The sequence below is a fragment of the Methylocystis sp. MJC1 genome (genome assembly GCF_026427715.1).
GTDB lineage: Bacteria > Pseudomonadota > Alphaproteobacteria > Rhizobiales > Beijerinckiaceae > Methylocystis.
Genome location: NZ_CP107559.1, coordinates 226,037 through 249,624 on the forward strand (window position 1 = coordinate 226,037; position 23,588 = coordinate 249,624).

The window sequence follows — 23,588 nt, forward strand, 5'->3', positions numbered from 1 at the left end:
TAAATGGGCTTGGATGCAAGTACATTTCGGTCAGCGCCACTATGGAGCACTGCCAAGGATAAAACCAACGATAAATATCGGCCGACGCCTCTATTCGGAATCCCTCTTTGGCGCAGATGCACAACTAATGAGCGGGGAGGATCAGATGAAGAACTCCAATGCGCTGCCCATTTTGATTTTCTTGTTGCTGCTTGGCGTCGGCCTTGGCTTTGCCTATACGAGTCTCGCGCTTGGCGATCCGCACAGAAGCGCAGTGATCGCCTTCAGCTCGGCTGCCGCAGCCTTGATCGTCTCCTACTCGATCAAGATTGCAAATCAGTGGGAACGGGTTGTCGTTTTGCGGCTGGGACGCTTTCACGCTCTCAAGGGCCCGGGGCTGTTTCTCATCATCCCCATCGTCGACGTCATTGCCTATTGGATCGACATTCGCGTGATTACCACTGCGTTCAAGGCGGAGAAGACTCTTACCAAGGATACGGTGCCGGTCGATGTCGATGCGGTGTTGTTCTGGAAGGTCATCGACCCCAAAAAGGCGGCGCTCGACGTCGCCGACTATGCAAGCGCCATAAATTGGGCGGCTCAGACGGCGTTGCGCGACGTGATTGGCAAGACCCTGCTGTCGGACATGCTAGAGGGGCGCGAAAAGATCAGCGGCGAGCTCCGGCGGATTATCGACATAAGGACAGAGCCATGGGGCATAAATGTTATCTCTGTCGAGGTGAAAGACGTCCTGATCCCGGCGGGTTTGGAGGACGCGATGTCGATGCAGGCTCAAGCCGAACGCGAACGCCAAGCGCGCGTTATTCTCGGCGACTCGGAGCGCCAAATCGCCGAGAAATTCGGCGAGGCGGCGAAGACTTACGCCGACAATCCAACCGCCTTTCATTTGCGTGCGATGAACATGCTTTACGAGGGACTGAAGAAAGAAAGCACCACGATCGTCATTGTGCCGAGCACAGCCGTCGAAACGATGCAGCTTGGCGGGCTTGCTGGGGCAACGGCGTTATCGGCATGCCTGGGTCAAAAGGCGGCGCCTGAATCTGCGGTCGACCCTTGGTCCGGGCCGCCATCCTCCAAGCTGTCGTCTACGCCGCAAAGCAAGCCATAGGAGCGGCCATGGATGAGCTTGCAATCGTCAGGGCGCTTCATGTGCTCGCTGTTGTTCTTTGGACCGGCGGCGTCGCCTTTGTGACCTTGGTGCTCTTGCCTGCCGTTCGCCGTTTCAAGGCGCCTGCCGAACGCGTCGCCTTCTTCGACGCGATCGAGCGGCGAAATCCAACCGGCCTCGGGCCGGTCACAGATTGGCGCGCAAACGGCCGATCCGTCGAACTGGTTTGCTCCCGAAAAACAAGATCGAGGTGCTGCGCGCAATCATGGAACGCCGGGCGCCAATCGCCGATCTCGCGATCATGCCGCCCAGCCTCGATCAACTCTATGCGCATCTTTTGCGCCAGCGAGGCGAAGCGGCTTCTCCTCGTCCCACGCGGCCGAGGACCGTAAAGGAGGCGGAACGGCGTGCTCCCTTTAACCTCAAATTGACGCCTCAATCTTACTCGTCGACCTTTTGGTTTGGATCGCGGCGCCCATGCTCATCGCCAACGCCTTGTTCGAAAGGAAGGAGCTATGATCGCGCCGCGCCTCATCTAAGTGGCGCGAAGCGAATCGACGGCCAGGTTGAGCGAGTGATTGCCGAGCAGATGACCAATTCTGTTTGAAAAAGGAAAAGCCTATTATACACGCCTTAATCGAGTGCGTGACGCGTGCCGCGTTCGACGGGCTCCGCCTACCCCATTGGTCTACCATCGAACGCCGCGTTGTTGAACTCGATGCGCTCGTAAGAAGGCGGTCAGAAAACCTTGCAGAACGCGCTTACACCAAGCGCCGGCAATTACCAGTCGGACACGCCGAATGAAGAGCAAGAACTAATCAGATTCTCACCGCTCGCATCCAGAGAATCTCGATAAGGTTATCGCGGACCACCTCGTTGGCGGTACGGTCGTCGACGAGCTGCGCATTGCCGGGCCAGTGGCCGCGTATTCTTGACGCTCGTGCAAAGCTCGCCGAGACAAAGTACGTCTCTTCCGGCCTACCTGCGTTGACCTGACAGCGCCCTCAAAACTCCTCCCAGCCGCTCTCCCTCGCGTTGGCGGCGAGCTTTCGGACCGCGGCACCGTCAGTCGATGCAACGTGCTTCAACGCGACGACGGGCGCCGACTTCCGCGCAGCGGAAGGGATCGAGTCCCGCCCGGCAAGGTCTTGCGCAACCTTGAAATCTTGCACGGAACGAACAAGACCTTCCGTCTCCTGCAGAAGATTGTGGGTCGCCGCAGTGGTTTCCTCGACCATCGCGGCGTTCTTCTGGGTGTCCTGATCCATCTGCCCGATTGCGATATTGATCTGCTGGATCGCCGCGGACTGCTCGGAGGCGCCTGACGCCATCTCGGCGATGATCTGATTGACTCGCACCACTTCACCGACGATGCGCTCAAGCGCCTTCCCGGTTTGCGTTACCCTTTCGACTCCCACGCGGACATCATCCGACGAGACGGAAATAAGACCCCTTATCTCTTTCGCCGCTTCCGCCGATCTCTGCGCGAGCGCACGAACCTCGGCGGCGACGACGGCAAACCCTCTGCCGGCGTCACCCGCGCGCGCCGCCTCCACGCCCGCATTGAGCGCCAGAAGATTGGTCTGGAAGGCGATCTCGTCGATCACGCCGATGATTTGGCCGATGTCTTGTGAGGACTTCTCGATGCGGCTCATCGTATCGATCGCGCCGCGGACAATCTCATTGCTCTTTTCGGCCTCGGATTTGGCGTGCGACACGGTCTCTCGGGCTTGGCGTGCGCCCTCTGTGGTTTTCACGACGGTGTTCGAGATCTCGTGGATCGCCGCAGCGGTCTCTTCAAGGCCAGCGGCGGCTTGTTCGGTGCGGCGCGCCAGATCGTTCGCCGCGCTCGTAATTTCGCGCGTTGTGGAGCAAATCATATTGGCGCCGCCGATGATGCCCGTCAACGTGCCTTCGAGCTGGCCAGCCGCTGCGTTAAAATCCTGCTCCAGACGGCTGTATGTCTCCGGGAAGTTTTCGAGGCGGAACGTCAGATCACCCTCGGCCAAGCTCTTCAATCCCTGTCCCAGCTCGTCGACGATTTGCGTCTGCTCCGCTGTGGCCTTGGCTCGCGCCGCCTCGACGGCCGACTGCGCCTTCACGGAGTCATTAATCACGTCGGCGGCGTTGCGGAACGCGCCGTCCATTCCCTCCAAAAAGATGCGCCGGTAATAAATATTGCGACATACGGCCGCGAGACTTGCCGTCGCTTCGCGCACGAAAGCATCGGAGCGGTCGATCATGTCGTTGACTTTGTGCTGCGCGTCCGCTTCGGCACCGATCTCTTGGATGTCCGTGATTCGCGCTTCGAAGTTCCCTTTGGCTGCCTCTCCGCAGACCGCCGCGATCTTGTTTATCACGCGCGCGTGCGCCCTGTCGTTCTTCGCAAGCGCAATGAGCGAGACGACGCCAAACGCCGCCGATGCGACGGCCCCGAGATGTTCGAGCGCATATGCGCCTGAAAAGCCGGACAGCGCCGCGAACACCGATGCGCTCGCCGCAGCGATAACGGCGGTTTTTCCTAGGGAGGAAGATTCAAAGCGAGAAAATGAGCGCGTCATAGGTCGTGTTCTTCGATTGGAGGAAGTTGACGACGAAGTCGAAGCCGGCGGCGAGCTGCTTCTGCCCGTTTTGGTGCTGCTGCTCTTCTCTCAGGATCGCGGCGTAGAGCGGGGCTATGACGTTCTCGACGACGTTGCGGTTTGGAACCCGCCGGGTTGAGTGGAATCCTACAAGGTTTCGATTTTTGTCAAAGGAAGGCGTTGCGTGCGCGAATACCCAATAGTAATCGCCATGCTTGGTCATGTTCTTGACGTAAGCGAATATCTCGCGGCCGTCGAAAAGCGTGTCCCACAGGAGTTTGAAGACCGCGCGTGGCATCTCGGGGTGGCGGACGATGCTGTGGGGCTGCCCCATAAGCTCGGCCTCGCTATAGCCCGCGATCTTGCAGAACGTTTCATTGGCGTAGGTGATACGCCCCTTGGTGTCGGTTTTGGAGACGATAATCTCGTCCGCCGGAAAAAAGACTTCCCTGTGAGTCGGTGTGATTCTCTTCATGGGCTTACACTGTCGAAGCTGCGAAAACGCGGGGGCCAGCCCGAGCCCTCATGCTGGCGCGCACGGCGGCCTCAAAGCTGCGACGAGAGGGATAATGCCGGAGTGGAGCCGGCCGGGGGGTCGTCGGCGTCATGCCTCAAATCTCGAAAGCGAACGAGAAGAGCGAACCTCCCGAAGACTATGTAACGGTATTGGTTAAAGTTCTGGTCATTACCCAGGGTGGGTGGATCAGCGGCGCCCTGCGTCAAATTGACCTCGGCGTCGGGCTACGTCGAGGTCGAGGCTTCTGGCGAGGACGCAGCGGCTCCGAGTCCTGAGGCGCCGGCCTTATTTGGCGCTTCGTTTCGATTTCCCGTAGGTCAGACATCCACGTTCGCCCGCTGGAGCCTTCACCTCGACCGTCCGCTAAGTTGGCGTAAAGGGGCATTCTATGAGATTGCCCTCGCTGTCTGCACAGGTGCAACCGCCAAGAGACAGCGAGGCCGCGCCCAGGGCGAGCGCAAGGAGAAGCATTAAGCCTATCGAGCGCTTGCGCGCGGGAGATTGTGAGGCCGGAAAACGGAGCTTCATTTCTTGTTCCTTTCTTTGATGGCTTTTTTCACTGCGAGCACGGCCCGCATTCGCTTTCTTGCGCAAGGAGCGGCTCGAAGCTGTGTGAAAACTCACAGCCCGCGCCATAGCAGACCGTCGATGGAGCTTTCTCCGCGCGGTATTCTTGCTCGTTCTTCATGCAAGACAAATTACGACGCGGGATTCTGTTGAGCTGTGAATCTGCGCGCACTCGGGGCGACTTCTTGACCGACCATATTTTCTGGTCGACTTCGTCACGCCGACGATTTCCGAGGTGTGCAGGGGCGACGTCATTGTCTTCGACATGCGTGCGATAGGCCTCGATCACGACCTCGCCGCCTCTCTTAGCGCTCGGGTGGGTTCGAAACAGCGTGCGTGTACGCCGCAGCCTCACCGATTGAGCAGTTAATAGGCGTCGGCTTGTGGGAAACGCCACAGTCGAAATCACCAAATTGTTTAATTCGATAATCACTGAGCGCCGGAAGGCCTCAGGCTCAATCAGCTCTAACATTCCGGGGAAGTCCAATGCCGTTACAAAATCTCGATAAAGACGTCGTCGGCGTCGCCGTCGCCAATGAGGCTATGACGCCATACGCCACCAGCAATGCGCTGACCGATTTCGACATGTGCGTCGCGCTCGCACAGAATGCGATCAACAGCCAACTCTACTATGCCTGGACATCATGGAAACGCCGCCAGGGCTTTGCAGAGACGATCACTGTCAAGAAAGTTAAGGAGGACGGAAAACTCGTCGACTCGAAATACGGTCTGAGGGACGTCATTTTGGCGCCTTTGACGGTGAGTCTCAATGTTCCGGGTGGCCGACTTGGCCAAGTCCGCGTAACGCTCAACCTCATCTCGGGCGCCGTCGATTACTATGACGAGGCCTCGGACTCAGCGGCGTCCTTCGCCTTCACGAAGCAGGACGGATGGAGCGTCTCGTTCATCGTCGATCTCGACAAAGCCCCAATCGATCTGAACACGCTCGCCGCAATCGATCCCGACGCCCACAAGGCGGCGCAGAACGTTATCGCCTCGAGCGGTCTGTCCGACACGGTGTTCTCCATCGAATATCTATTCATGGACCTCACCAAGGTCGACCTGCTGCTCGAAGGCGACAAAGATGTCCATATTCCTGACGACGTCCCGGATTCGGCACGGACGAAGGCCTTGAGCTGCCTCAACCTGATGCTGGAAGGCGACCTCGGCCGGTTCATGCTCGGCACGGTTGTTCGCCGCAATAATCTGCAGGCTGTCCCGACCTTCGCGCTCACGGACTTCATCTTCGACGTTCACGCCAATCCCGAGACGCCAAACGCCAGCACGCTGTCCTATCTCGGCATGCTCGCGCATCGCCCGCTGCCAAACAACATCGACGCGGCGCGGCTCAAACTGCAGGACAGCTGGATCGATCCGGCGATGGTGGACGGCCGCCATGGCCTCGTGAGCGGAGTCATGGCCATCAGTAAGAGCGTGCTGTTGGACAAATATCTCATTGGCTGGTTTTCCAGGCTGATCGGGAGGGAGCCGAGCGCGCAGGGGCTCGCCTGGGCCTACAGCGGCGGCGGAGTCAATAGGTGGAATTCGAGCGACATCATCGACCGTGAATGGGAAAGGAGTGTTAGCTGGACGATTTCTCTCGTCGTGCAGCCAGGCTCCAATAAGATCGCCCTTGGCGGTCGCATTTCGAGCCACGCCTACATGGATGGCTACACGAAGGGCGCCCATTGGCACACCGAAGACATCCACATTGAGGGCTACCAGGATTTCTCCGGCAGCGTCGAGCTGCAGGCCAAGGGGATCGGCGTCAACTTCGAGGTCGTGCCGAAGATGGCCTACAGCTTCGGCGATTTACAGGTCACGAAAGACGAAATCGAAGGCGGAGCCAAGGTACTCACCGTCTTCGAGACTGCATTCACGGGAAATAGCACCGCGGAAAGGCTGCGCAACCTGCAGGCAGAGACGGTCCGGAACATCTCCGGCTGGATCGAGCAGGTGTTCGACAACTTCTCTGTGACGATGGCGCAGCACGCCTTCATCCCCCCCGGCGGCGGCGTCTTCACCTTTCAAAACCCGAGGTTCTCGCCCGCCGGCGATCTGACCTTCGACGTCATCTACCAAGCCCCGTGATCCTGGGCGCGCCGGCGCTTACGCCTGCGCACTCGTCCCCCCATCCCATGAGCAGTCCATCAACATCTAGGAGAGTCACATGAACACGCCGCATGTCGTCGGATTCGACGCTACAGACAATCAGGGCCAAGCCATTCATCTCACCGTCTCGACTGACATTGTCGACTATTTTGAGGCGACCCGCGTCTTCGGACGCGAAGATCTGGCCGACCCCGGCGCCCACGGGCGTTTTCAGCCGCGGCTGATCGCCATCCCGGATCGGGGATCGCCGGTATCCAGCCCGATGGTTTTCTCTATCGGCAACCAGAACGACCTGTTCCTGGTGCGCCGCGACGACCGCCACGAAGGCGGCTGGACCGTCATTGGTCTCAGCGACGAAATTGCCGCCCGCATCGGCGGGACAGCGAAAGTGCGCGCTCTCGGCGCGGCGGCGACCGACGACGATCGCATTACCGTGGCCTTCGCGGTGGACGACGGCCTGAACAGCCGGGTGTTCGTCGCCTACGACCTTAGCAGCAAGACCACCGAATGGGACAAGGTTCCGTGGATCGACTGCGGCGTTCGCAATGGCGTGCAAATTGAAGGCGTCCGCGTCCTCGATAACGGCGACAAGAGCTGGACGATCGTGCTCGCCGGCCAGAATGGCCCGAATGAGGCGGTCTATCTGCTGCAGAGCGGCAGCGCCCACAGCTTCGCCGAAGCGCTCGTGTTCAACCCGGCCGTCACACTTGAAGAGATTCTCGACTTCGCGGCCGGCGTCCATCCCATCTACGGATCTGGACTGCATGTCCTCGGCGTCAGCGGCGGCGAGCGCGTGCTCGCGTTTCGTCCATTCCCAGTTTATGACTCATCAGGAAATCCGACCACAATTCCTCCGATCGTGGCGCTGCCCTGCCCGGCGGGCGCCAATGTGCTCGACACCGGACCGACCGGCTCCGATGGCGCCGATCTCTATATCGGCGGCCGGGGCGCCGCTGTAATAACCGCCGCCGAGCTCGACAATGCCGCAACCGCAAAGGTGACGCAGGCGATCAGCCCCGCCATCGCCGCCAATGTGCAGAAGCTCGTCGCGGCAGTCGCGCCGGATGGCGGCGTCGCATTGTGGGCGCTGGAACTCGACGGGAATCTCACAGTCGCCCGCAAGCCGTCGTCCGGCGCTTTCGGAGAGCCGCTGAAAATTCGCAGCAATGTGCAAGAGATCGCGGCCGTGTCGGGCGACCGCCACGTCACGACCTCGCTTCTCGTCGTCTATGGCGACTCCCAAGCGGCGTTCCTCTGGCAGGACGCGGCCCACAAGACCTGGCAGGAGAGCCCGCTCACAGTCGCCGATCCGACTCGAGCGGCGAAGGTGACATGCTACGGCACCTCCGTTCAGACGCTCGATGGCGGCAGCGTCGGACGACCGGGCCTGAAGGTGAAGATTTCGGCGTCCGCCCTCGCTAGCGTCGTGCTCAACGGCTCCGCCGCGTTCATCGGTCCCAACATCATGGTCGAGACCCAAACCGACGCGCACGGCAGAATCAGCCTTTACGACCGCGTCCGCTCGCTGACGCCGGCGACTTATCGCGTGGAGATCGACGGGGTCGGAGTTTATGACGTGAATCCGGCGGGCGGCGCTCATCAGCGTTTCCAATCGATCACCGCGGACGAACTGCGCGCCGCCACCGTCCCGACCGCCGGCGGTTCGGAGCCGCTGCTGCCGCCCGAGTTCCAAACTGGCGACAAGCGTGGTCAGGTCGACGTGGTCGCGGGCTCGCTCAATCATGCGGCCGCGCTTGCGTCGGGAACAAACGGCGTTGGGGCGGGCGTGCGTCAGACGACGCATGACGCCGCGTTCAGCTCGGCGCTTCACATCGCCGCCCTTCCAAACGGCTATCAGTGGGGCGTGCATGCCGACGCTAACGGCGTGACCGCCGCGAGCGGCGACGTGATCAGCAAACTCATCGGCGCAGCGGAGAAGGTGGAGACGTTCTTCGTCGGGCTCGGCGAATCAATCGCAGACTTCTTCGAAGGCGTCGGTCGCGCGATCGAGCAAGGTTGGACTTTCGTCATCCATAAAGCTGAGGATGCGGTACGCTTCATCTGCGCGGTCGGCGACGAGGTCAAGCACTTCGTGCTTAACACGCTGGAGGAGGTCGGCAGCTTCTTCACTTGGCTGTGGAGCCAAGTGAAGACCGGGCTCGAGAGGCTGTGGGAGTTCCTCAAATTCCTGTTCGATTGGGAAGATATTTTACGCGTCCGCGACGTGATGCTAGACATCGTCGACGAGACCTTCGATCATGCCGAACGGTCGATCGGCGATATGAAGGCCCCCGTCGCGAAGGCCTTCGACGACGCCATTGCGACGATCGACGGTTGGCGCAAGGCCGCCGGAGCGCCGCCCGCCGTCATTGCGAAGCCTCCCCAGGGTTCGAGCTTCCTCGATGAGATCGAGAGCGCGACAAAGCCGATCCAGGAACTCATGGACTTGGCGACGGGCAACAGCGTCGTTGCTTGGGCGTCAAAACGCTTCGAGAGCGTTCTCGGCGAAATTATCAGCTTTGACGGACCCAACCCCTTTGCGGAAGCCTCGGACGCCGCCGAGAAATTTTTCGAAGGGCTCTTGAGCGACGAGGTCTCTGACCTCGAGCAGACTCTCAACGCCATCGGGGCCGATCTGAGAAGGCTATTCGACGGCAATCTGCCCTCGCCACGCGATCTGAGCATCGACACGCTGCGCGCCGCTCTCATCGCGGTGGGCGCCGACGCGGTCGATGGACTTCTGCGCGGCGTGCGCGATCTCGTCTTGCGATTGCTCGATCTCGCGCAAGGCCTGGTCAAGGCGGCTCGCGACGTGCTCATGACCAAGGTCAGACTGCCGTTCATCGAGGATTTGGTAAAGCTCGTGACGGGTGGACGAGAGTCGATCGATACATCGTTCAGCTTCGCCGGCGCGTTGCTTCTGCTCGGCGCGATCCCCGCGACCATCACCTACAAGCTCGCGACCCATAGGCCGCTATACGCGAAGGGCGAGATCGTCAGCCTGCCCTTCGGTCAGGTTACGGTCCAATCCGGCGCCGACGCGGCGGCGATCAGCTCCGCGACCCTCGACATGATCGTGGCCGACATCAAAGGCGCTCTCAACGGCTTCCAGGCTCCGGGGATTTTGGCGAACGCGGAGCCGAACGTCGGCAGTTTTGTCGCGTTTGGCGTCATTCCCCAATGGCTCGGGGCGGTCAATGAGATCATCTCGGTGTCGCTGCGCTCGAAGCATACGGAAGTGACCAACGGGCTCGACTCGACGTGCTGCATCTTGTCGACGCTCGCCGCGGTCAAGACCAGCGTCGTCGCCGGGATCGTTTTCAAAGACCCGAGCAAAGCCGAAAAGGCGGACAATGCGAACCGCGTGGTGGACGCCGCCCTGTTCGTCTCGCATCTCGCCTTGAAGCTCGCCGACGCCGGCATCCTGCAAGACGCTGCCGGGGGATGCGAGGAGGCTGGGGACAAGCTCGCCATGGTCGGCTTTGCGATCTCCAAATGGGTGAAAGGTGAGTTCAAAGCCGGGGTTGTGGTCGTCTCTGGCGCACTCCGCAGCGTTGCCGCCATCACGTCGTGGGCGCGTTTCGGCATAGCCGCTTCGTGAGGCTGTTCGAGAGGCCCTCAGCCGGCGCCGCCTAGCCGACGGACAGGTCCTCGAGTAGAACCGCGGGCCAGGCTCTTCCCTCCTCGTCCAGCGCGTCACGGCGGAGGCGAAGCAAGGCGGCCAGCGCCCCCTCGGCTCCGCCGGGGTGGCCGGCCGCTGCGAGCCTCGCCAACATTCCCGCAAACGCCGCCGCGGCGCCGCTCGTCTCCCCGGGCGGCGCCGCTTCCGTGAAGATCGTTGTCGCGCAAGGGCCATCGGGTGCGGCCCTTAGGCGCTGGCTAGCGGGGTTCAGGCGGAGGCCTTCCGGTCCCTGGCGAGCCTCGCCGACGCTGATCGCCTCGCGAAGGATCCCCGGCCAGACCATCCCGTCCCCGCGCCCCCGGTGAAGGCGGCGCCAATTTCCGGCGGGCGCGGCTGTCAGAACGCCGACCTCTCGCAAGGCGGCGATCCGCAGCTGCAGCTCGGACCCCCTGAATTCCACATCGCTGACAAGGTTTCTCTGGTCGCCAAGCGCGACCGAGACCACCCCGATAGCGAGCCTAGCATGGTGATTGAGAATCCAATCGAGGGCTGCCGCCAGGGCCGCGCGGTCACGCAAGACGCCGCGCCGGTCAGTCACCTTCACCGGCACGAGCGCGACGGCGGGAGCGATGCTGAGGATCGTTGATGCGACCGCGCTGCCGTGGCCGCAACGGTCAAGGGTATCGTTGATCTCTCCCTCACTGGAAACGTTGATCCCTGCGAGGGACGCAATTTCCCTGCTCAGGCCGGAATCAACCACCGCCACGGAGAACGATGGACCCTCGTCAATTTCTATCGTCATGTAACCATCGTAGGGGCGCGCCATCTTGCCAAGCTAGCAGCGGGAGCGAGCAGGGGCTTCGCCGCAATACTCGAGCCAGTATTCGTAGTCATCCAGCCGCTCGAACAGCAGCGCCGGGGTCGCCGCGTCGCGTCCGCGAATTGGCGCTCCGACAAAAGGCCACGCGGGCGGAGGCGGAAATTGCGCCGCCGAGCAAGTCGCGGCGGAGACAATCGCCACGCAGTTCATTTCTTTCGTGAGGCTCTCCAGCCGCGCGGCGACATTGCCGGTGTCGCCCAAGAATTGCACCGACTGCCGATCCGAGGCGCCGACGACCCCGACGACCGAGAGCCCACTGTGCAGGCCGATGCCGAAACTCAGCGGCGCCTCGAGATCATGTGCGAACTCCTCGCTGAGACGCTCGATCTCGCGCCAGATCGCGCTGGCGGCGCGCAAAGCCGCGCGGGCGCCTTCGGCGGCGTCCCCATCAAGGCGGTAGAGGCTCATGACTCCGTCGCCAGCGACGCTCGTCACGACCCCACCCCGCGCCAAAATGGCGGTCGTCGTCGCTCGAATATACGCGTCGATGATGAAAATCGCGTCATAGGGCAGGCGATTGGCGGCAAGCTTCGTTGAGTCGCGCAGATCAACGAACATCGCGGTCACGAAGATCTCCCGGCCCTGGTCGAGATCGACCCGCAGGCCGTCGAGCGGCCGATCCGCGGGTATCAGCGGATAGACGGCGAGATCGCGCCGCGGACGGGCCTGGCAGCCCAGACGCACGCCTTCCGGCGCGCCGATGCGCGCGAGCGCCGCGTGCTCGGCCGGCTGCGGCGGCGAAAGATTCTCCGCCCCGCGCAGCACGCGGAAGCGGCAAGTCGTGCAGCGCATGCGGCCGCCACATACGGAGGCGTGCGGAATACCCGCAAAGCGGCTGGCTTCGAGCACCGAATAGCCGCGCGGCGCATGGACGCGCCGCCCGTCCCGATAATCGATGCGAACGGCGGCGAGCCTCCGCTCGTAGGCATTTCGGAGCCATCGCAGGAGCAGCACGGCGGCGAGCAGGACAAGATAGCCGATCTGTAAATTGGCTATGATGGCGCCGAGCGCTGCGGGTACCTGCGCATGTGGGGAACTCCGGGCGGGAGGCCCGTGCGCCTCGATAAAGCCGTCGTCGATATAGGCGCGCAAAATGACCTCCCAGCCGGCGTTGATGAGGCCGGCGATCGCGAATGCCGGCACGGCTAGCGCGATGAGCAGGAAGAGCAAGGCGCGCCGGCGGTACCAATCGCGATAGCGCAGCCACATATGAATGCCGATGCAGCCATGCGTCCAGATCAACGCCATCAGCAGAAATTGCCGTGGCAGGCCGATCGTCGGGTCTGTGATCCAGAAGTGATAAAGAATGCGAAAATAGGAATCCTCCAGCCCGAAATAGATCACCGCGACGCGCGTGTCCGTGACATGCGGCGCGAGCAGCAGCGGAATCGTCAGGCCGAGCCCGAGCTGCCAAGCCTCAATCGCTGGCATGCGCAGATGACGCCGGCGGAATAGGGCATAGAGGCCCAGGCATAAATGCAGCGTGAAACAAGTCAGCAGCAGAGCGACGCCACCCGGGGTGCGCCACGGACGGAGGATGAGGCCGTGACCGATTGCCTGGAGATTATCGAGCAGCAGCAGGCCGGTCGCGTGGCTCAAGAAATGGCAGGCCGCATAGGTAAAGAGGGTCAATCCGGTCGCCAGCCGAATTGTCCGCTCCAGATCGAAGTTGACACCCAGAGCCGGCATGTATCATCCTTTAAACGCGATATGGGAAAGAATTTTTCAGGACCGTCATGATAAGAAAAATCGACACACTTGCACGCTTTAGTTTGTTCAGATCGCTTTCGGCGGCGGACGTGGCTCGGCTTGACACCCGGTGCGTGTGGCGGCGCGCCAGGGAAAAGGAATGCCTTCTCGACCATAAGGACGACAGCGCCGACGTTTATTTCGTCGCCTACGGCGACGTACGCGTGTCGATCCAGAGCGCCTCGGGGAAGGAGCTGATCTTGCGCGTTATTCGGGCGGGGGAATATTTCGGCGAACTCGCGGCCTTAGACGGAAAGCCGCGCTCGGCGGCGGTCCATGCTGTCACGGACGCCGTCATTGCGCGAATGAATCCGGCAACGCTTCGCGAGGTCATTCACCACCACCCCGATGTTTGCGACCAGATTCTGGCCGCGTTGGCCGGAGAAGTGCGGCGTCTCGCGGGGCGAGTCAACGAATTTACCAATCTTAGCGTGCGCGAACGTATCCACGCCGAGTTGCTGCGGCTTGCGCGCAAGGAAGCCTCAGGCGAGACGCGCGGGGTCATCTCGCCGCCCCCGACTCACGCCGAGCTTGCGGCGCGCGTCAGCACCCACCGCGAGGCGGTGACGCGCGAGCTGAACAGCCTCGAGCGAGCGGGGTTGCTGGAGCGTCGGCGCGGCTCGATCGTGCTGCTCGATCTCGCCAAGCTCGCCGAATCCGTGGCAGCGGCGCAGTAGCGGCGCCATCGGCGTAGGAGCCTCGCCGATCCTTTTTCCTAGCTAATAGCCAGCGCATCTGCGAGGCGTCGCGTCGCGTGACGAGCTTTCTTTGCGCTATGCAACGGGAACTGAACTTTACTGCAGCTGGCACCCCCCTCGATCAGCGGTAAGGCGATTGAGCATTGGAACTCGCCAGCGTCACAGCTCGTGCGAGCGCTGCCGCCCGCCACAGCCTGCTCGATGATCGAATGGGCGGCGTTTGCTTCGGCGTAGTCAGGCGCGACGCCGCCGTCGCGCTCCGCCCATTTCAGCTCCAGAAGCTGCGCGCCATTTTCCGTCGTTCGCGTTTGCCAGCTGATTTGAACGCGCCCGTCCTTACGCCCCTGGGCGCGATGCCGCCGAACTCCAAAGTTGGCATCAATTTTCTATTGTCAGACGCAAAATCGCGAGCGCCGAAGTGAAAAACATCGTGAACAGCATGACGACGAATGCTAAGATTCGGGCGAATGCAGCTTTCCTCGCGAGAGCTCAAGGCGTGACCGCGCCGACCTCGACGAAAGGCGCTTTTTTTCCTTCAGCTTGACCGGGTCCGCTCGCTGATGTGATCCAACTTTACCAGACCTTTCGTTCAAGGAGCACATATGTCGCCGATGCCAACGAAGGTCCTTTTGGTTTTTCCTCTGTTTACCCAGAACTCTTTCTGGAACCTTGGCCTCGCTTGCCAGATGGCTGGAGCCCGCTGTCCTGCGCCGCCACTCGGTTTGCTGACTGTTGCCGCACTTCTTCCTCAGGTGTGGGAACTTCGACTTATTGACCGGAATGCCCGGTCTCTTGATGACGAGGATATTCGTTGGGCGGACCTGGTGATGACCGGCGGTATGGTACCGCAACAGCTCGACACTTTGACAATTGTTGAACGCTGCAAGAACCTCGGCAAGCTGGTTTGCGTTGGCGGACCTGATGCGACATCGAGCCCATCTGTTTATCACTCGGCAGACTTTCTGGTTCTTGGCGAGGCTGAGACAATTATCAGCGAATTTGTTTCCGCATGGACGAACGGCAGTCAGAGCGGCGTATTCACGGCTGAAAAATTTCAAGTCGACGTCACCAAAAGCCCATTGCCGCGCTATGATCTGATCGATTTCAGTAACTATCTCTACGTCGGCGTACAGTTTTCCCGAGGGTGTCCATTTAACTGCGAATTTTGCGACATTATCGAACTCTTTGGCCAGGCGCCGCGGACAAAAACAAGTACGCAGATGATCGCTGAACTCGACCACCTCTACACGCTTGGTTGGCGCGGTCATGTCGACTTTGTCGATGACAATCTAATCGGTAATAAGAAAGCGTTAAAACAGTTTCTGCCCATTCTGGCAGAGTGGCAACAAAAGAGACGTTACCCATTCAAATTTTCGACTGAAGCGTCAATCAATCTCGCAGATGATGCCCAGCTGTTGAAAATGATGCGCGAGGCAAATTTCTTCGTCGTCTTTATCGGGATCGAAAGTTCAGACGTTGCTACGCTTATTGCCATGCAGAAGAAACAAAACACGCGACGGAGCCTGGAGGAGAGCGTCTCCAAAATCTATGGGGCTGGGATTTTCGTCCTGGCCGGTTTCATTATAGGGTTTGACTCGGAAAGAGAAGGTGTTTCCGGGGGCATGATCGATTGTATCAAGTCGACGAGCATCCCAATCTGTATGGTGGGGCTCCTGACGGCCCTCGCGAACACTCAGATGTCGCGCCGACTTGAACGAGAGGGGCGGCTGTTGGCCGATTATAACGATCCGGTTCCTGAGCGGGGCGACCAGTGCACAGCCGGACTTAATTTCATCCCATTGCGGCCCCGGAGCGATATTCTGGAGGACTATAAGAAGGTATTGGAAGCCATCTATAGTCCCGAAGCCTTCTTTGATCGCCTGACCAGGGTCAGTGCAGCGCTTCGAAACCCGGACCTCGGGCTACCCAATCTCCGCGCTCTCGCCAAAGATATTACGTTCTTTGCGCGTTTGAGTCTTTGGTTGATCATCAACAGGCCCCCAGGAAGTCGCCGCTTCTGGCGTTTATTTTTTTCCTGCGCCTTCAACAATCCGACGGCTTTGGAGTGTGTGGTGATGATGACCAGTTTTTATCTGCATGTTGGCCCCTTTGCCAAGCACGTTATTTGCGACCTTGAACATCAGATTGCGTCGATCGATCGGGGTGAACACGTCGAGAATGTGAATTAGACGGCTTGAAAGAATGGCCCGGCAATTGCGGCCCGATATGCTTGCCGTTCACCCCGGGAAGCGCACGGGTCGTGCTCCTCTGGGCGGCACGGCGGGCTTGTTATTGGAGGGCAAGGCAGAACCGCGCGTCCTGCATCGAGCGTTCGGCTCCCGCTATTCATTGGCTGGCGCTCGCGCAATGACTGCGTCCTCACTCACTCTGACGCGCGCGGCCTGGGCCGACCATGCGATACGCATGGGGAACGAGTATCCATGCTCCTTCGCCACTGAAGCCATTCCTCAATCCAACGAGCCTAGGTAGGCGGCGACGGCCACAGCCTCCTCGTGCGAAAGCCCCTGCGCGATCGGCAGCATGATCGTGGAAGCATCGGGCTTCGCGGGGTCTTGCCCCCGCTCCTTGTTCCAATTCGCGAGCGTCTGGACCGTGTATTCGCGAAGCTGTCCCGCCAGCCTCGGCGTCGCGCCGTCGCCCTTGGCCTCGGAGCCGTGACAAGAGGCGCAGGCGGGGATTTGCTTATCAGGGACGCCCTCGTCGTAAAGCTTCTTGCCCGCGGCTATCAGCCCCTTAGAAGCGGCGGGGCCGACGAGCGGCTTGGGATTGAGCTCCTTGAAATGCGCGGCGATCGCCGAGAGAGTGGCGGGGTTGAGCGCGCGCGCCACGTTTTGCATTAGTGGATGCAGACGTCGGCGCTCCATAAAGGCGTGCAGCTGATCTTCCAGATACTCGGTCTGCTGCCCGGCGAGGCGCGGCATGGCGTAGGCGCCGCGAAAGCCTTGCCCATCGAGGCCGTGGCAAGTCTTGCAATATGCGATCTTCGCGTCCAGCTGTGGCTTTGAAAGCGGCTCCGGCGAGCGCTCCTCGGCGAGGCTCGTCGTCGACGCCACGGCCAGCAGCGCGGGACCGAGCAAAAGAGCGAGGCGAGGATTGTTCACGATCGGGCTCCCGAAGCTGATGGCGGGCGGCGGCGCCCTCGGACTATTTGAGGAAACTGAGGTAGGACGCGAGCGCCGCAATCTCCTTTGCGGTCATGGCGCGCGCGACCAGCGGCATTGGCCGCGCAGAGGCGTGGTAGCCTTCTCTCCATTGTTCGAGCCGGTTCTTGGTATAGGCGTAGGACAGCCCGCCCAGGCGGGGAATCCCCTCGAAGCCCTCGCCTTTCGGACCATGGCAGACGATGCAGGAGACGATGTTTGCGTCGGGAACGCCCTCTTCGTACATGCGCTTGCCCGCGGCAACCAGCGAAGAGTCGCCGTCATCCGCAGGCTCTGCCGGCAGGGAGGCGAAATAGTGGGCGAAGCCCTGCGCCATTGCCGAGCTCAGCCGCGCAGTCGCTCCCCACATATATTGCTTGGAAGCGGGATTGTCCCGGCTGTGGTCGCGGAAGCTTTCGAGCTGTCGTTCGATATATTGCGCGCGCTGCCCGGCGAGACGCGGCGCGCCGTCCAGACCTTGCGCCGAAGAACCATGGCACCACGTGCAATTTCGGATCGGCAGATCTTCCTGCGACTGTGTCGGCGGTGCGGCGAAAGCTGCGATCGCGAGTGTTACGCTCGTGCGTTTTATCCAGCCGCTTGCGATGCGCGCATCCATGCGAATTGCCGCTCCTTCGCGCGAAAAGGCGCTCACTTCAGATATGCGAGATAGGCCGCGATCGCTGAGATTTGTGCGGCGCTGAGATTGTGGGTCGTCACGACCATGATTGCGGCGGTGTCGGTCTTCGCGCCCTGCCCGCGCTCGCGGCCCCATAAGGTGAGCGATCTCACCGTATAGGGATAGAGCTGTCCGGCGAGACGCGGAATCTCCTCATGACCCCTGGCGTCTGGCCCATGGCAAGCGGAGCAGGCGGCGATGTTTGACTCGGGCAGGCCTTGCTCGAAGATCGTGCGCCCGAGGGCGATGTTCTCCTTCGGGGCGCCGCCGAGCGGCGGCGGGTTGAGGTTGTGGAAATGCGTCGCGAGCGCGGAGACGGTCGCCGGCGTCAGCTCATGCGCCACATTGAACATCACCGGATTGACGCGCCTGTGTTCGATGAAGGCGCGTAGCTGCGCTTCGAAGTATTTGGGCTGCTGTCCGGCGAGACGCGGCATCGGATAATAGCCCCGATAGCCTTCGCCGGAGAGGCCGTGGCAGGTCTTGCAATATTCAAGCTTCGCTTCGAGGCTCTGGCGCCCGCCGCGCTCCTGTGCACGGGTCGCGGTGACAGAGACAAACTCGACGGCGGCGACCAGCAACGCCAATCCCAAACTTGTGGCCTTCATGCCCCCTCCGCCCGATGATCGTCTATTCCGCTCACCAAGGATTCGGCTGCTCGCCAAAGAATCCCCGCCTCGCCTCCTCGGTGAACGACGCCTTTCGCGTGGAAAATAGCTTACGCCATTCCGCAATCCTGCTCAGAACGCGATCCATGAGTAAAGGAAAAGCGTATTGTTATCCGTCGCCGTATGCGTCCGCCAGCTGCTGCCATTGAAGTAGGTTCCCTGGCCATCAAAGTTCGTCGTGCCGCCGTAGAGCGACAGGTAATGCGTGTAGGAGAGTCCGATCTTGGCGTTCGCCCAAGGCCAAAACCGAGGTCCGCCCTTGCTGAAGGGCATGTAGGCTGCGTCGAAGATCAAGCCGCTGCCGTTCGGAAGTCCGACAGCCGAGGGGCCGGGGCTGATGAGAGCGTTGCCGTAGAGCGTGTAGTCCGGCGAGCCAGTGACGTGGAAATAGCCGACTGTGCCGCTGACTCGTCGATCCCATACATAGCCCGCCGTCGCCTTGAAGCTCGTCAGATAATTGATCGGATTGGACGAGGCGTTGCCGGCGATGGGCGGCACGCCGAAGGCGTTGAGGATTCCCGTGGCGTTGATCGCCTGCGTGGCGATCCCTTGCGCATAGGTCGCCTGCAGATTTTGCATCTCGCTGATGCGAGTAGCCTTCAGGGTCACCGCGTGTTCGTCGTTGATCCACTGATACTGCACGTCGAAGCCGATGTCGCGATACTGGTCGACGCCATAACCCATGATCCGGCCCGGCAGAACTTGCGGATAAAATCCGAAAGCGCCAATCTCCAGCGAATGCTCGCCCCAGTTCTTCTCCAAAGCGGCGCGCCAATAAGGCGACGCGCCATAGAGTGAGTTGGAGGCGCAGGCGGAGCTGAAAGGATAATTTGGTGGATAGTTGATCACTGCCCAAGCCTGCACATTTTGCACATAGTCCGAGTTATTGGCGCAGGTTTGCCCGAGCGCGTTGAGTTCGCCCTTGGATAAATTGTGATAGGCCGCAGCCTCAAGATAAAGCATGTCATTGAGAAAGACATAGGCGCCCGTTCCGACCGTGCGGCCGCCCCAGCCGCTTTCGATCTGGGTGAGCGGAGATGAGAAAGCGGGCGCGATGGTCGAGGCGGCATAAGGAAAACCCCAGGCCGGCGTTGTGTTCCACACGTCCTGGACCGTCGGATTGTTGTTGACATTCAAACCAAAGAGAGCGTTCACCGGGCCGATGTTCGCCATGTTCGTGTAGCGAATGTCCGTATTGTCGAGATAGGTGTGCTGCGACGCCTTGTCATAAGTGCCTTGAATCAACGCGCCGAGGTTGTCGTAGATTTTGCCGCCGTAAAACAGGCTCACCTGCTGAAGAATAAAATTATCGTTGACGTGCGCGATCGGATAACCGTCGGGATTGGTCGGTGATGAATCCTGTCGGACTTTGGTCTTCGTGAAGGTCGGCAGCAGCATGGCGGCGATCGGCGGCGCTTCGGTTGGCTCCATGCCACCTGTGATCGTGTAGCCGTTAAGCTTGAAACGGCGCCCGTAGGACGTCAACTCCGGAAAGGCCGTATGACAAGTGGCGCAGGGCTGGCCGGTCTGCCGCGCGAAGCTGGGCACCGCGCTCGCCGGCCTGGAAAATCCGGCGACGCTGAGCGTCACCAAGGTCATAAAGCCGACGGCGCCGAAGATCAGCAAACCTTGCGCGTCGAGCGCCCTTTTTTTTTCGCTGATGTGCCGGCTTTCAGGTTCGCGAGTCGCGTCTCGACGCGGCCCACCTGTCCCGCGTACGCCTATTTGCATAGCACACTCCTAACGCCTGAGCAGTGCCAATCTTAACTCTGGCTGGCATGGCTTGCGCCAGCGTGTCGAGAATCTCAGTTATGTTTAAGCGGTCTCGGCAAGCCGAGGCTAGAGGATTTTTTATCATCATCTGCCAGACTATAGCCTGGCTTTAAGCAGTTCTTCCTCACTGTCTATTGCGCCCTTCATCGACTGAGGGAGAGGCCATAGCTTGGCCTCGTGGAATGAGAATCGATTTGGTCCCTCGGGCAGGGCATACGTATTTTGGATGCCAAGCGACTCGGCAGCCAATGGGTGATTTCGGCGGCGGCCGTCGGGTCTGGTGTCTGTCCAGACTGTGGAAGGCGATCAACACGCCGACACGGCTGGCACGAGCGCCATCTACAAGATCTACCCGCGCAAGGCGCCCCTGTCGCTGTGAAGCTTTGCCTCCAGTGCTGGCTGTGTCGAAACGAAGCCTGCGAGCGTAAGACGTTCACCGCGCAACTGTCCGAGGTCGCGGTGCCTCGAGCGCGCCGCACCGAACGGCCTACCGAAATCATTTATCTTCTGGGCCATGGCGTCGGCGGGCGTCCGGGAGAGTGCTTGATCAAGCGAATTGGCATGCCGACCAGCGACGACACGATACTGCGCTGTCTCAAACGACGAGTGAAGGCGCGCGGCTCGGAGGAGACGGCGCGCGTCGTGGGCGTGGAAGATTGGGCGTGGCGCGAGGGCACAAGGCCTGCAGAGGCTCGTGGATGAATGGAGCATCTCAAAAGTATTGATCGTCTTGCGGTCTGGAGACCTGGCTGCAATCTCATCTAGTGCCGGCCCTATTTTGCTTATGGCGTCTTGTTGCACCTCCACCAAGGCATCTTCACCCGAATTGTTCATCGAGTGGCCAGAAAAGGGGCTTCCACTCTCAAGCGCCGGCCTCCGCCGCCACCTTGCGCAATTTCGCAATCCAAATAGTCCTCTGAATCCAAATTATTTTAAGCTTACTGCATCAGTTTCGCTCAATGAAGGCAGCGTGAACGGAGGAGATAGCGGTGGCCCGCTTTGGATTTCCACCAGCTCCGGCCTGGTGCAAATCGGAGTCTTAAAAGGCGGTATAATAGATTTTTCCGATACCTACGGAGGCATTAACCGGTGGACCCCAGTGAACCTCTTCCTCAATTGGATCAGACAAAATGACCCACTGCGTTACGAGACGAATATCGCCGGTAATTTTAACTGGAGCAACGCGGGCGCCTGGAAGGATAGTATCGACGGCATCGCTTCCGCTGTGCCCGACAATTCAGCCCTACGTTACTACGACGTGACGCTTAGCCAAGCCGGTAGGGTGACACTGGACGTGAATGCTACTATCGACCGGCTGTCGATTGCTAACGCCTCCGCGAGCTTATTAATTTCGAAATCATTCGGACTGACTTCTCTCATTAATTCGACGATGACAAATGGATTATTGACGATCAACGGAACGCTGACAACGCCGCGTCTGCTCGCCTATGGCGGCCTCATCAGCGGAACGGGAACAATCGTTGGCGACGTTTTCGTCAACTATGCTGGCCGGATCGACAGCGGGCCCATCGATGGAACAGGAGAGCTGTTCGTCAAAGGCAATACAGCCTTCAACAAGGACCCTGCAACCCTCCAGGTAGATATATCACGAACCGCGAATGATTTGCTGGATATTTCCGGGACGGCAGATCTCGGCGGAGAAGTCGTCGCCTCGGTCGAACACGGCGCCGCGGCCCATCTTCTATCCCGCAGGATGACAATTCTGACCGCGGATGGTGGGGTGACAGGTAAATTCGGTATCGTGTCGACCGAATTACCGTTGTCATTCCTCACGCCTCGCTTGTCTTACGATGGCAATAACGTCTACCTCGATTACAATTTAACTCCGTTCAGCATCGCGGCCAGGAACATTAATCAACGCAATATAGGCAATGCCCTCACACTCGGCGCACTGGGACCGGTCTCGGAAGCAGGCGCGAACATTCTGAACGCGCTTTTCTACGGCAACTATCAGACAGCACAGTCGGTAATGGACACCGCTGGAGGAGCGGGGTTGGCTGGTGCGCAGACCACCGCGATAGAAGTGGGACAGATGGCTAGTTCAGCCGTTGCCGACCAGATCGCTTTCTGGCGATCAGGAGAAGCGAACGATCCGACAGGTTTGACACTTCATGATGATGTTCACGGGACCGGGGCGCACAGCTTTCTAGCTTACGCCCCGATTGAGGCGGGTGTGAAAGCCAGCAGCGCAAAGAGGGCTGCAGCTTCTGCCGGAACTCTACCGCCTGCGACGCTTACCCGCACATTCCGAGCTTGGGGGTCAATGTTTGGCGGCGGTGCGACCTTCGCAGCTGATATAGGCCGCGGCGCGCCGTCTGCGACTGCCGGCTATTACGGAGGGCTGATCGGTGTTGACTACCAATTGCAGCCAAACATGCTGCTTGGCGTCGCGGTAGGCGGCTCAAACGCCAATTTCAGCGCTGGTTCTCTTGCAACATCTGGCAGCCTGACGGGCTTTCATGCGAGTCTCTATGGCGCATATACGCTTGGAACGAACTATTTAGCGCTAAACGAGACTTTCAGCACCTACTCGAATCAGACGAATCGCACCGCGGGCGGATATGGATTTCTGCCGTATGAACAGTTGAATGCGAGATTCGGTTCTACAGAATTCCGAACCCGCCTGGAAGGCGGCCGAACGTTTGGAATCGGGGGCTTCAAGGCCACGCCATTCATAGCGGCGGAAATCGCGGCTTACTCCTCAAACGCATTCACTGAAAGTAGCAGCCTGTGGTATCAGTCATCGCTTGCGCTCACAAACAATGGGCAGTCTTCAATTTCGGTACCGACATTTATTGGACTTCGCCTCACGAATGGAATTGATTTCGCGAACGGATGGCGTCTGACGCCTGTCGGAAGCTTGGCCTATGTTCACGAATTCTCCCCGCGGCGTCAGCTGACGAACACATTGATGTCTCTTCCTGATCAAGGTTTCGCGGTCGCCGGTCCGCGATCGACTTACAATTTGGTGCAAACCAAGATCGGCGCCGAGCTCAGCTTATCCAGGCAGTTGTCAGTCTTTGCCGATTTCCAGGGTGAATTCTCATCCGCATCGCAGAGTTATGGAGGCAAGGGTGGAGTTCGCTACGTCTGGTATAGCTTTGAGCGGCAGCGTAGTGTGAACATCGCGTTCAAGCCTGTCGGCGAAGCGAATACTCATGCCATCATCTGAAGCTAATATCCTGTGTGCACATAGCGCACCCATTAGTTGCCTCCGAGAGATGGCGTAGCTCCAGGACGACGTCGGGGCCATCGTAGTAGAGCTCGTCATTCTCGCTTGACGCCGGCCACTAATGAGCAACGACGCGTTCGAGGGGGGCGTAAGCAAAGGCGACGTTGCGACGTCCTTCTGAGGGAATAGGAGAGCCTATAAACTTTAGTAAATACAGCATAACATCCTCCTCCAAATCTTCTTCTGCTAAGCCATACATTTCAAGAGATCATCACTCGG

17 protein-coding genes and 1 pseudogene are annotated in these 23,588 nt (G+C 60.0%); 9 read left to right on the plus strand and 9 right to left on the minus strand.

Features of this window, described 5'->3' with window-relative positions; genetic code table 11:
- Window positions 1-145 precede the first annotated feature (145 nt).
- Window positions 146-1,108, plus strand: coding sequence for a slipin family protein (locus OGR47_RS19845; protein ID WP_165050681.1), 963 nt, complete (start codon window positions 146-148; stop codon window positions 1,106-1,108).
- Between the two features lie 8 nt (window positions 1,109-1,116).
- Window positions 1,117-1,500, plus strand: coding sequence for a hypothetical protein (locus tag OGR47_RS19850; RefSeq protein ID WP_165050679.1), 384 nt, complete (start codon window positions 1,117-1,119; stop codon window positions 1,498-1,500).
- A 612-nt stretch (window positions 1,501-2,112) separates the two neighbouring features.
- Here OGR47_RS19850 and OGR47_RS19855 read toward each other — a convergent pair.
- The 3 genes from OGR47_RS19855 to OGR47_RS19865 form a co-directional block, all read right to left on the minus strand.
- A complete protein-coding gene (locus OGR47_RS19855; protein WP_246729630.1) occupies window positions 2,113-3,594 on the minus strand; it encodes a methyl-accepting chemotaxis protein in 1,482 nt (493 codons plus the stop codon).
- A 49-nt stretch (window positions 3,595-3,643) separates the two neighbouring features.
- Window positions 3,644-4,165 (minus strand): PAS domain-containing protein, encoded by a 522-nt coding sequence (locus OGR47_RS19860; RefSeq protein WP_165050674.1) that lies wholly within the window; start codon window positions 4,163-4,165, stop codon window positions 3,644-3,646.
- A gap of 598 nt (window positions 4,166-4,763) precedes the next feature.
- Complete coding sequence (locus tag OGR47_RS19865) at window positions 4,764-5,246, minus strand: hypothetical protein (protein ID WP_165050672.1); 483 nt, start codon at window positions 5,244-5,246, stop codon at window positions 4,764-4,766.
- A 14-nt stretch (window positions 5,247-5,260) separates the two neighbouring features.
- Here OGR47_RS19865 and OGR47_RS19870 point away from each other — a divergent pair, with 14 nt between their 5' ends.
- Window positions 5,261-6,865: a hypothetical protein gene (locus OGR47_RS19870; RefSeq protein ID WP_165050670.1), complete on the plus strand. Its 1,605-nt coding sequence runs from the start codon at window positions 5,261-5,263 to the stop codon at window positions 6,863-6,865.
- Window positions 6,866-6,944: 79 nt separating this feature from the next.
- Window positions 6,945-10,487, plus strand: a complete 3,543-nt coding sequence (locus OGR47_RS19875) for a hypothetical protein (RefSeq protein WP_165050668.1) — start codon at window positions 6,945-6,947, stop codon at window positions 10,485-10,487.
- A 31-nt stretch (window positions 10,488-10,518) separates the two neighbouring features.
- Here the strand turns inward: OGR47_RS19875 and OGR47_RS19880 are convergent, their stop codons facing one another.
- Both OGR47_RS19880 and OGR47_RS19885 read right to left on the minus strand, forming a co-directional pair.
- Window positions 10,519-11,310 carry a S8 family serine peptidase gene (locus OGR47_RS19880; protein ID WP_165050666.1) on the minus strand — a complete coding sequence of 264 codons (792 nt, stop codon included), beginning with the start codon at window positions 11,308-11,310 and terminating at the stop codon, window positions 10,519-10,521.
- Window positions 11,311-11,343: 33 nt separating this feature from the next.
- Complete coding sequence (locus tag OGR47_RS19885) at window positions 11,344-13,077, minus strand: adenylate/guanylate cyclase domain-containing protein (RefSeq protein WP_165050663.1); 1,734 nt, start codon at window positions 13,075-13,077, stop codon at window positions 11,344-11,346.
- A 110-nt stretch (window positions 13,078-13,187) separates the two neighbouring features.
- Here OGR47_RS19885 and OGR47_RS19890 point away from each other — a divergent pair, with 110 nt between their 5' ends.
- The gene (locus tag OGR47_RS19890) at window positions 13,188-13,814 is read left to right on the plus strand and encodes a Crp/Fnr family transcriptional regulator (protein ID WP_246729629.1); all 627 of its coding nucleotides are present in this window, start codon (window positions 13,188-13,190) and stop codon (window positions 13,812-13,814) included.
- Between the two features lie 623 nt (window positions 13,815-14,437).
- Window positions 14,438-16,024 carry a B12-binding domain-containing radical SAM protein gene (locus tag OGR47_RS19895; RefSeq protein ID WP_165050658.1) on the plus strand — a complete coding sequence of 529 codons (1,587 nt, stop codon included), beginning with the start codon at window positions 14,438-14,440 and terminating at the stop codon, window positions 16,022-16,024.
- 279 nt (window positions 16,025-16,303) lie between these two features.
- Here OGR47_RS19895 and OGR47_RS19900 read toward each other — a convergent pair whose 3' ends face one another.
- From OGR47_RS19900 to OGR47_RS19915, 4 genes are all read right to left on the minus strand, one after another.
- Window positions 16,304-16,957, minus strand: a complete 654-nt coding sequence (locus OGR47_RS19900; protein ID WP_246729628.1) for a c-type cytochrome — start codon at window positions 16,955-16,957, stop codon at window positions 16,304-16,306.
- A 43-nt stretch (window positions 16,958-17,000) separates the two neighbouring features.
- Window positions 17,001-17,615, minus strand: a complete 615-nt coding sequence (locus tag OGR47_RS19905; RefSeq protein ID WP_246729627.1) for a c-type cytochrome — start codon at window positions 17,613-17,615, stop codon at window positions 17,001-17,003.
- A gap of 32 nt (window positions 17,616-17,647) precedes the next feature.
- The gene (locus OGR47_RS19910; RefSeq protein ID WP_165050656.1) at window positions 17,648-18,283 is read right to left on the minus strand and encodes a c-type cytochrome; all 636 of its coding nucleotides are present in this window, start codon (window positions 18,281-18,283) and stop codon (window positions 17,648-17,650) included.
- 132 nt (window positions 18,284-18,415) lie between these two features.
- The gene (locus OGR47_RS19915; RefSeq protein WP_165050654.1) at window positions 18,416-20,074 is read right to left on the minus strand and encodes a hypothetical protein; all 1,659 of its coding nucleotides are present in this window, start codon (window positions 20,072-20,074) and stop codon (window positions 18,416-18,418) included.
- A gap of 294 nt (window positions 20,075-20,368) precedes the next feature.
- Between OGR47_RS19915 and OGR47_RS19920 the strand changes: the two are divergent.
- The 3 genes and pseudogenes from OGR47_RS19920 to OGR47_RS19930 all read left to right on the plus strand — a co-directional run.
- Window positions 20,369-20,467 (plus strand): annotated as a pseudogene (locus OGR47_RS19920) (transposase family protein); the annotation flags it as partial.
- Between the two features lie 192 nt (window positions 20,468-20,659).
- Entirely contained in the window at window positions 20,660-20,818 is a 159-nt protein-coding gene (locus OGR47_RS19925; RefSeq protein WP_246729636.1) for a hypothetical protein, read from the plus strand.
- 124 nt (window positions 20,819-20,942) lie between these two features.
- A complete protein-coding gene (locus OGR47_RS19930; RefSeq protein ID WP_165050652.1) occupies window positions 20,943-23,309 on the plus strand; it encodes an autotransporter outer membrane beta-barrel domain-containing protein in 2,367 nt (788 codons plus the stop codon).
- Window positions 23,310-23,588 lie beyond the last annotated feature (279 nt).

Bases quoted from the DNA above. Each gene is read 5' to 3' on its own strand.
- OGR47_RS19915 (WP_165050654.1), bottom strand. From the start codon at position 20,074: ATGCAAATAGGCGTACGCGGGACAGGTGGGCCGCGTCGAGACGCGACT.
- OGR47_RS19885 (WP_165050663.1), bottom strand. From the start codon at position 13,077: ATGCCGGCTCTGGGTGTCAACTTCGATCTGGAGCGGACAATTCGGCTG.
- OGR47_RS19880 (WP_165050666.1), bottom strand. From the start codon at position 11,310: ATGACGATAGAAATTGACGAGGGTCCATCGTTCTCCGTGGCGGTGGTT.
- OGR47_RS19895 (WP_165050658.1), top strand. From the start codon at position 14,438: ATGTCGCCGATGCCAACGAAGGTCCTTTTGGTTTTTCCTCTGTTTACC.
- OGR47_RS19875 (WP_165050668.1), top strand. From the start codon at position 6,945: ATGAACACGCCGCATGTCGTCGGATTCGACGCTACAGACAATCAGGGC.
- OGR47_RS19850 (WP_165050679.1), top strand. From the start codon at position 1,117: ATGGATGAGCTTGCAATCGTCAGGGCGCTTCATGTGCTCGCTGTTGTT.
- OGR47_RS19845 (WP_165050681.1), top strand. From the start codon at position 146: ATGAAGAACTCCAATGCGCTGCCCATTTTGATTTTCTTGTTGCTGCTT.
- OGR47_RS19870 (WP_165050670.1), top strand. From the start codon at position 5,261: ATGCCGTTACAAAATCTCGATAAAGACGTCGTCGGCGTCGCCGTCGCC.
- OGR47_RS19860 (WP_165050674.1), bottom strand. From the start codon at position 4,165: ATGAAGAGAATCACACCGACTCACAGGGAAGTCTTTTTTCCGGCGGAC.
- OGR47_RS19865 (WP_165050672.1), bottom strand. From the start codon at position 5,246: ATGTTAGAGCTGATTGAGCCTGAGGCCTTCCGGCGCTCAGTGATTATC.
- OGR47_RS19910 (WP_165050656.1), bottom strand. From the start codon at position 18,283: ATGAAGGCCACAAGTTTGGGATTGGCGTTGCTGGTCGCCGCCGTCGAG.
- OGR47_RS19905 (WP_246729627.1), bottom strand. From the start codon at position 17,615: ATGGATGCGCGCATCGCAAGCGGCTGGATAAAACGCACGAGCGTAACA.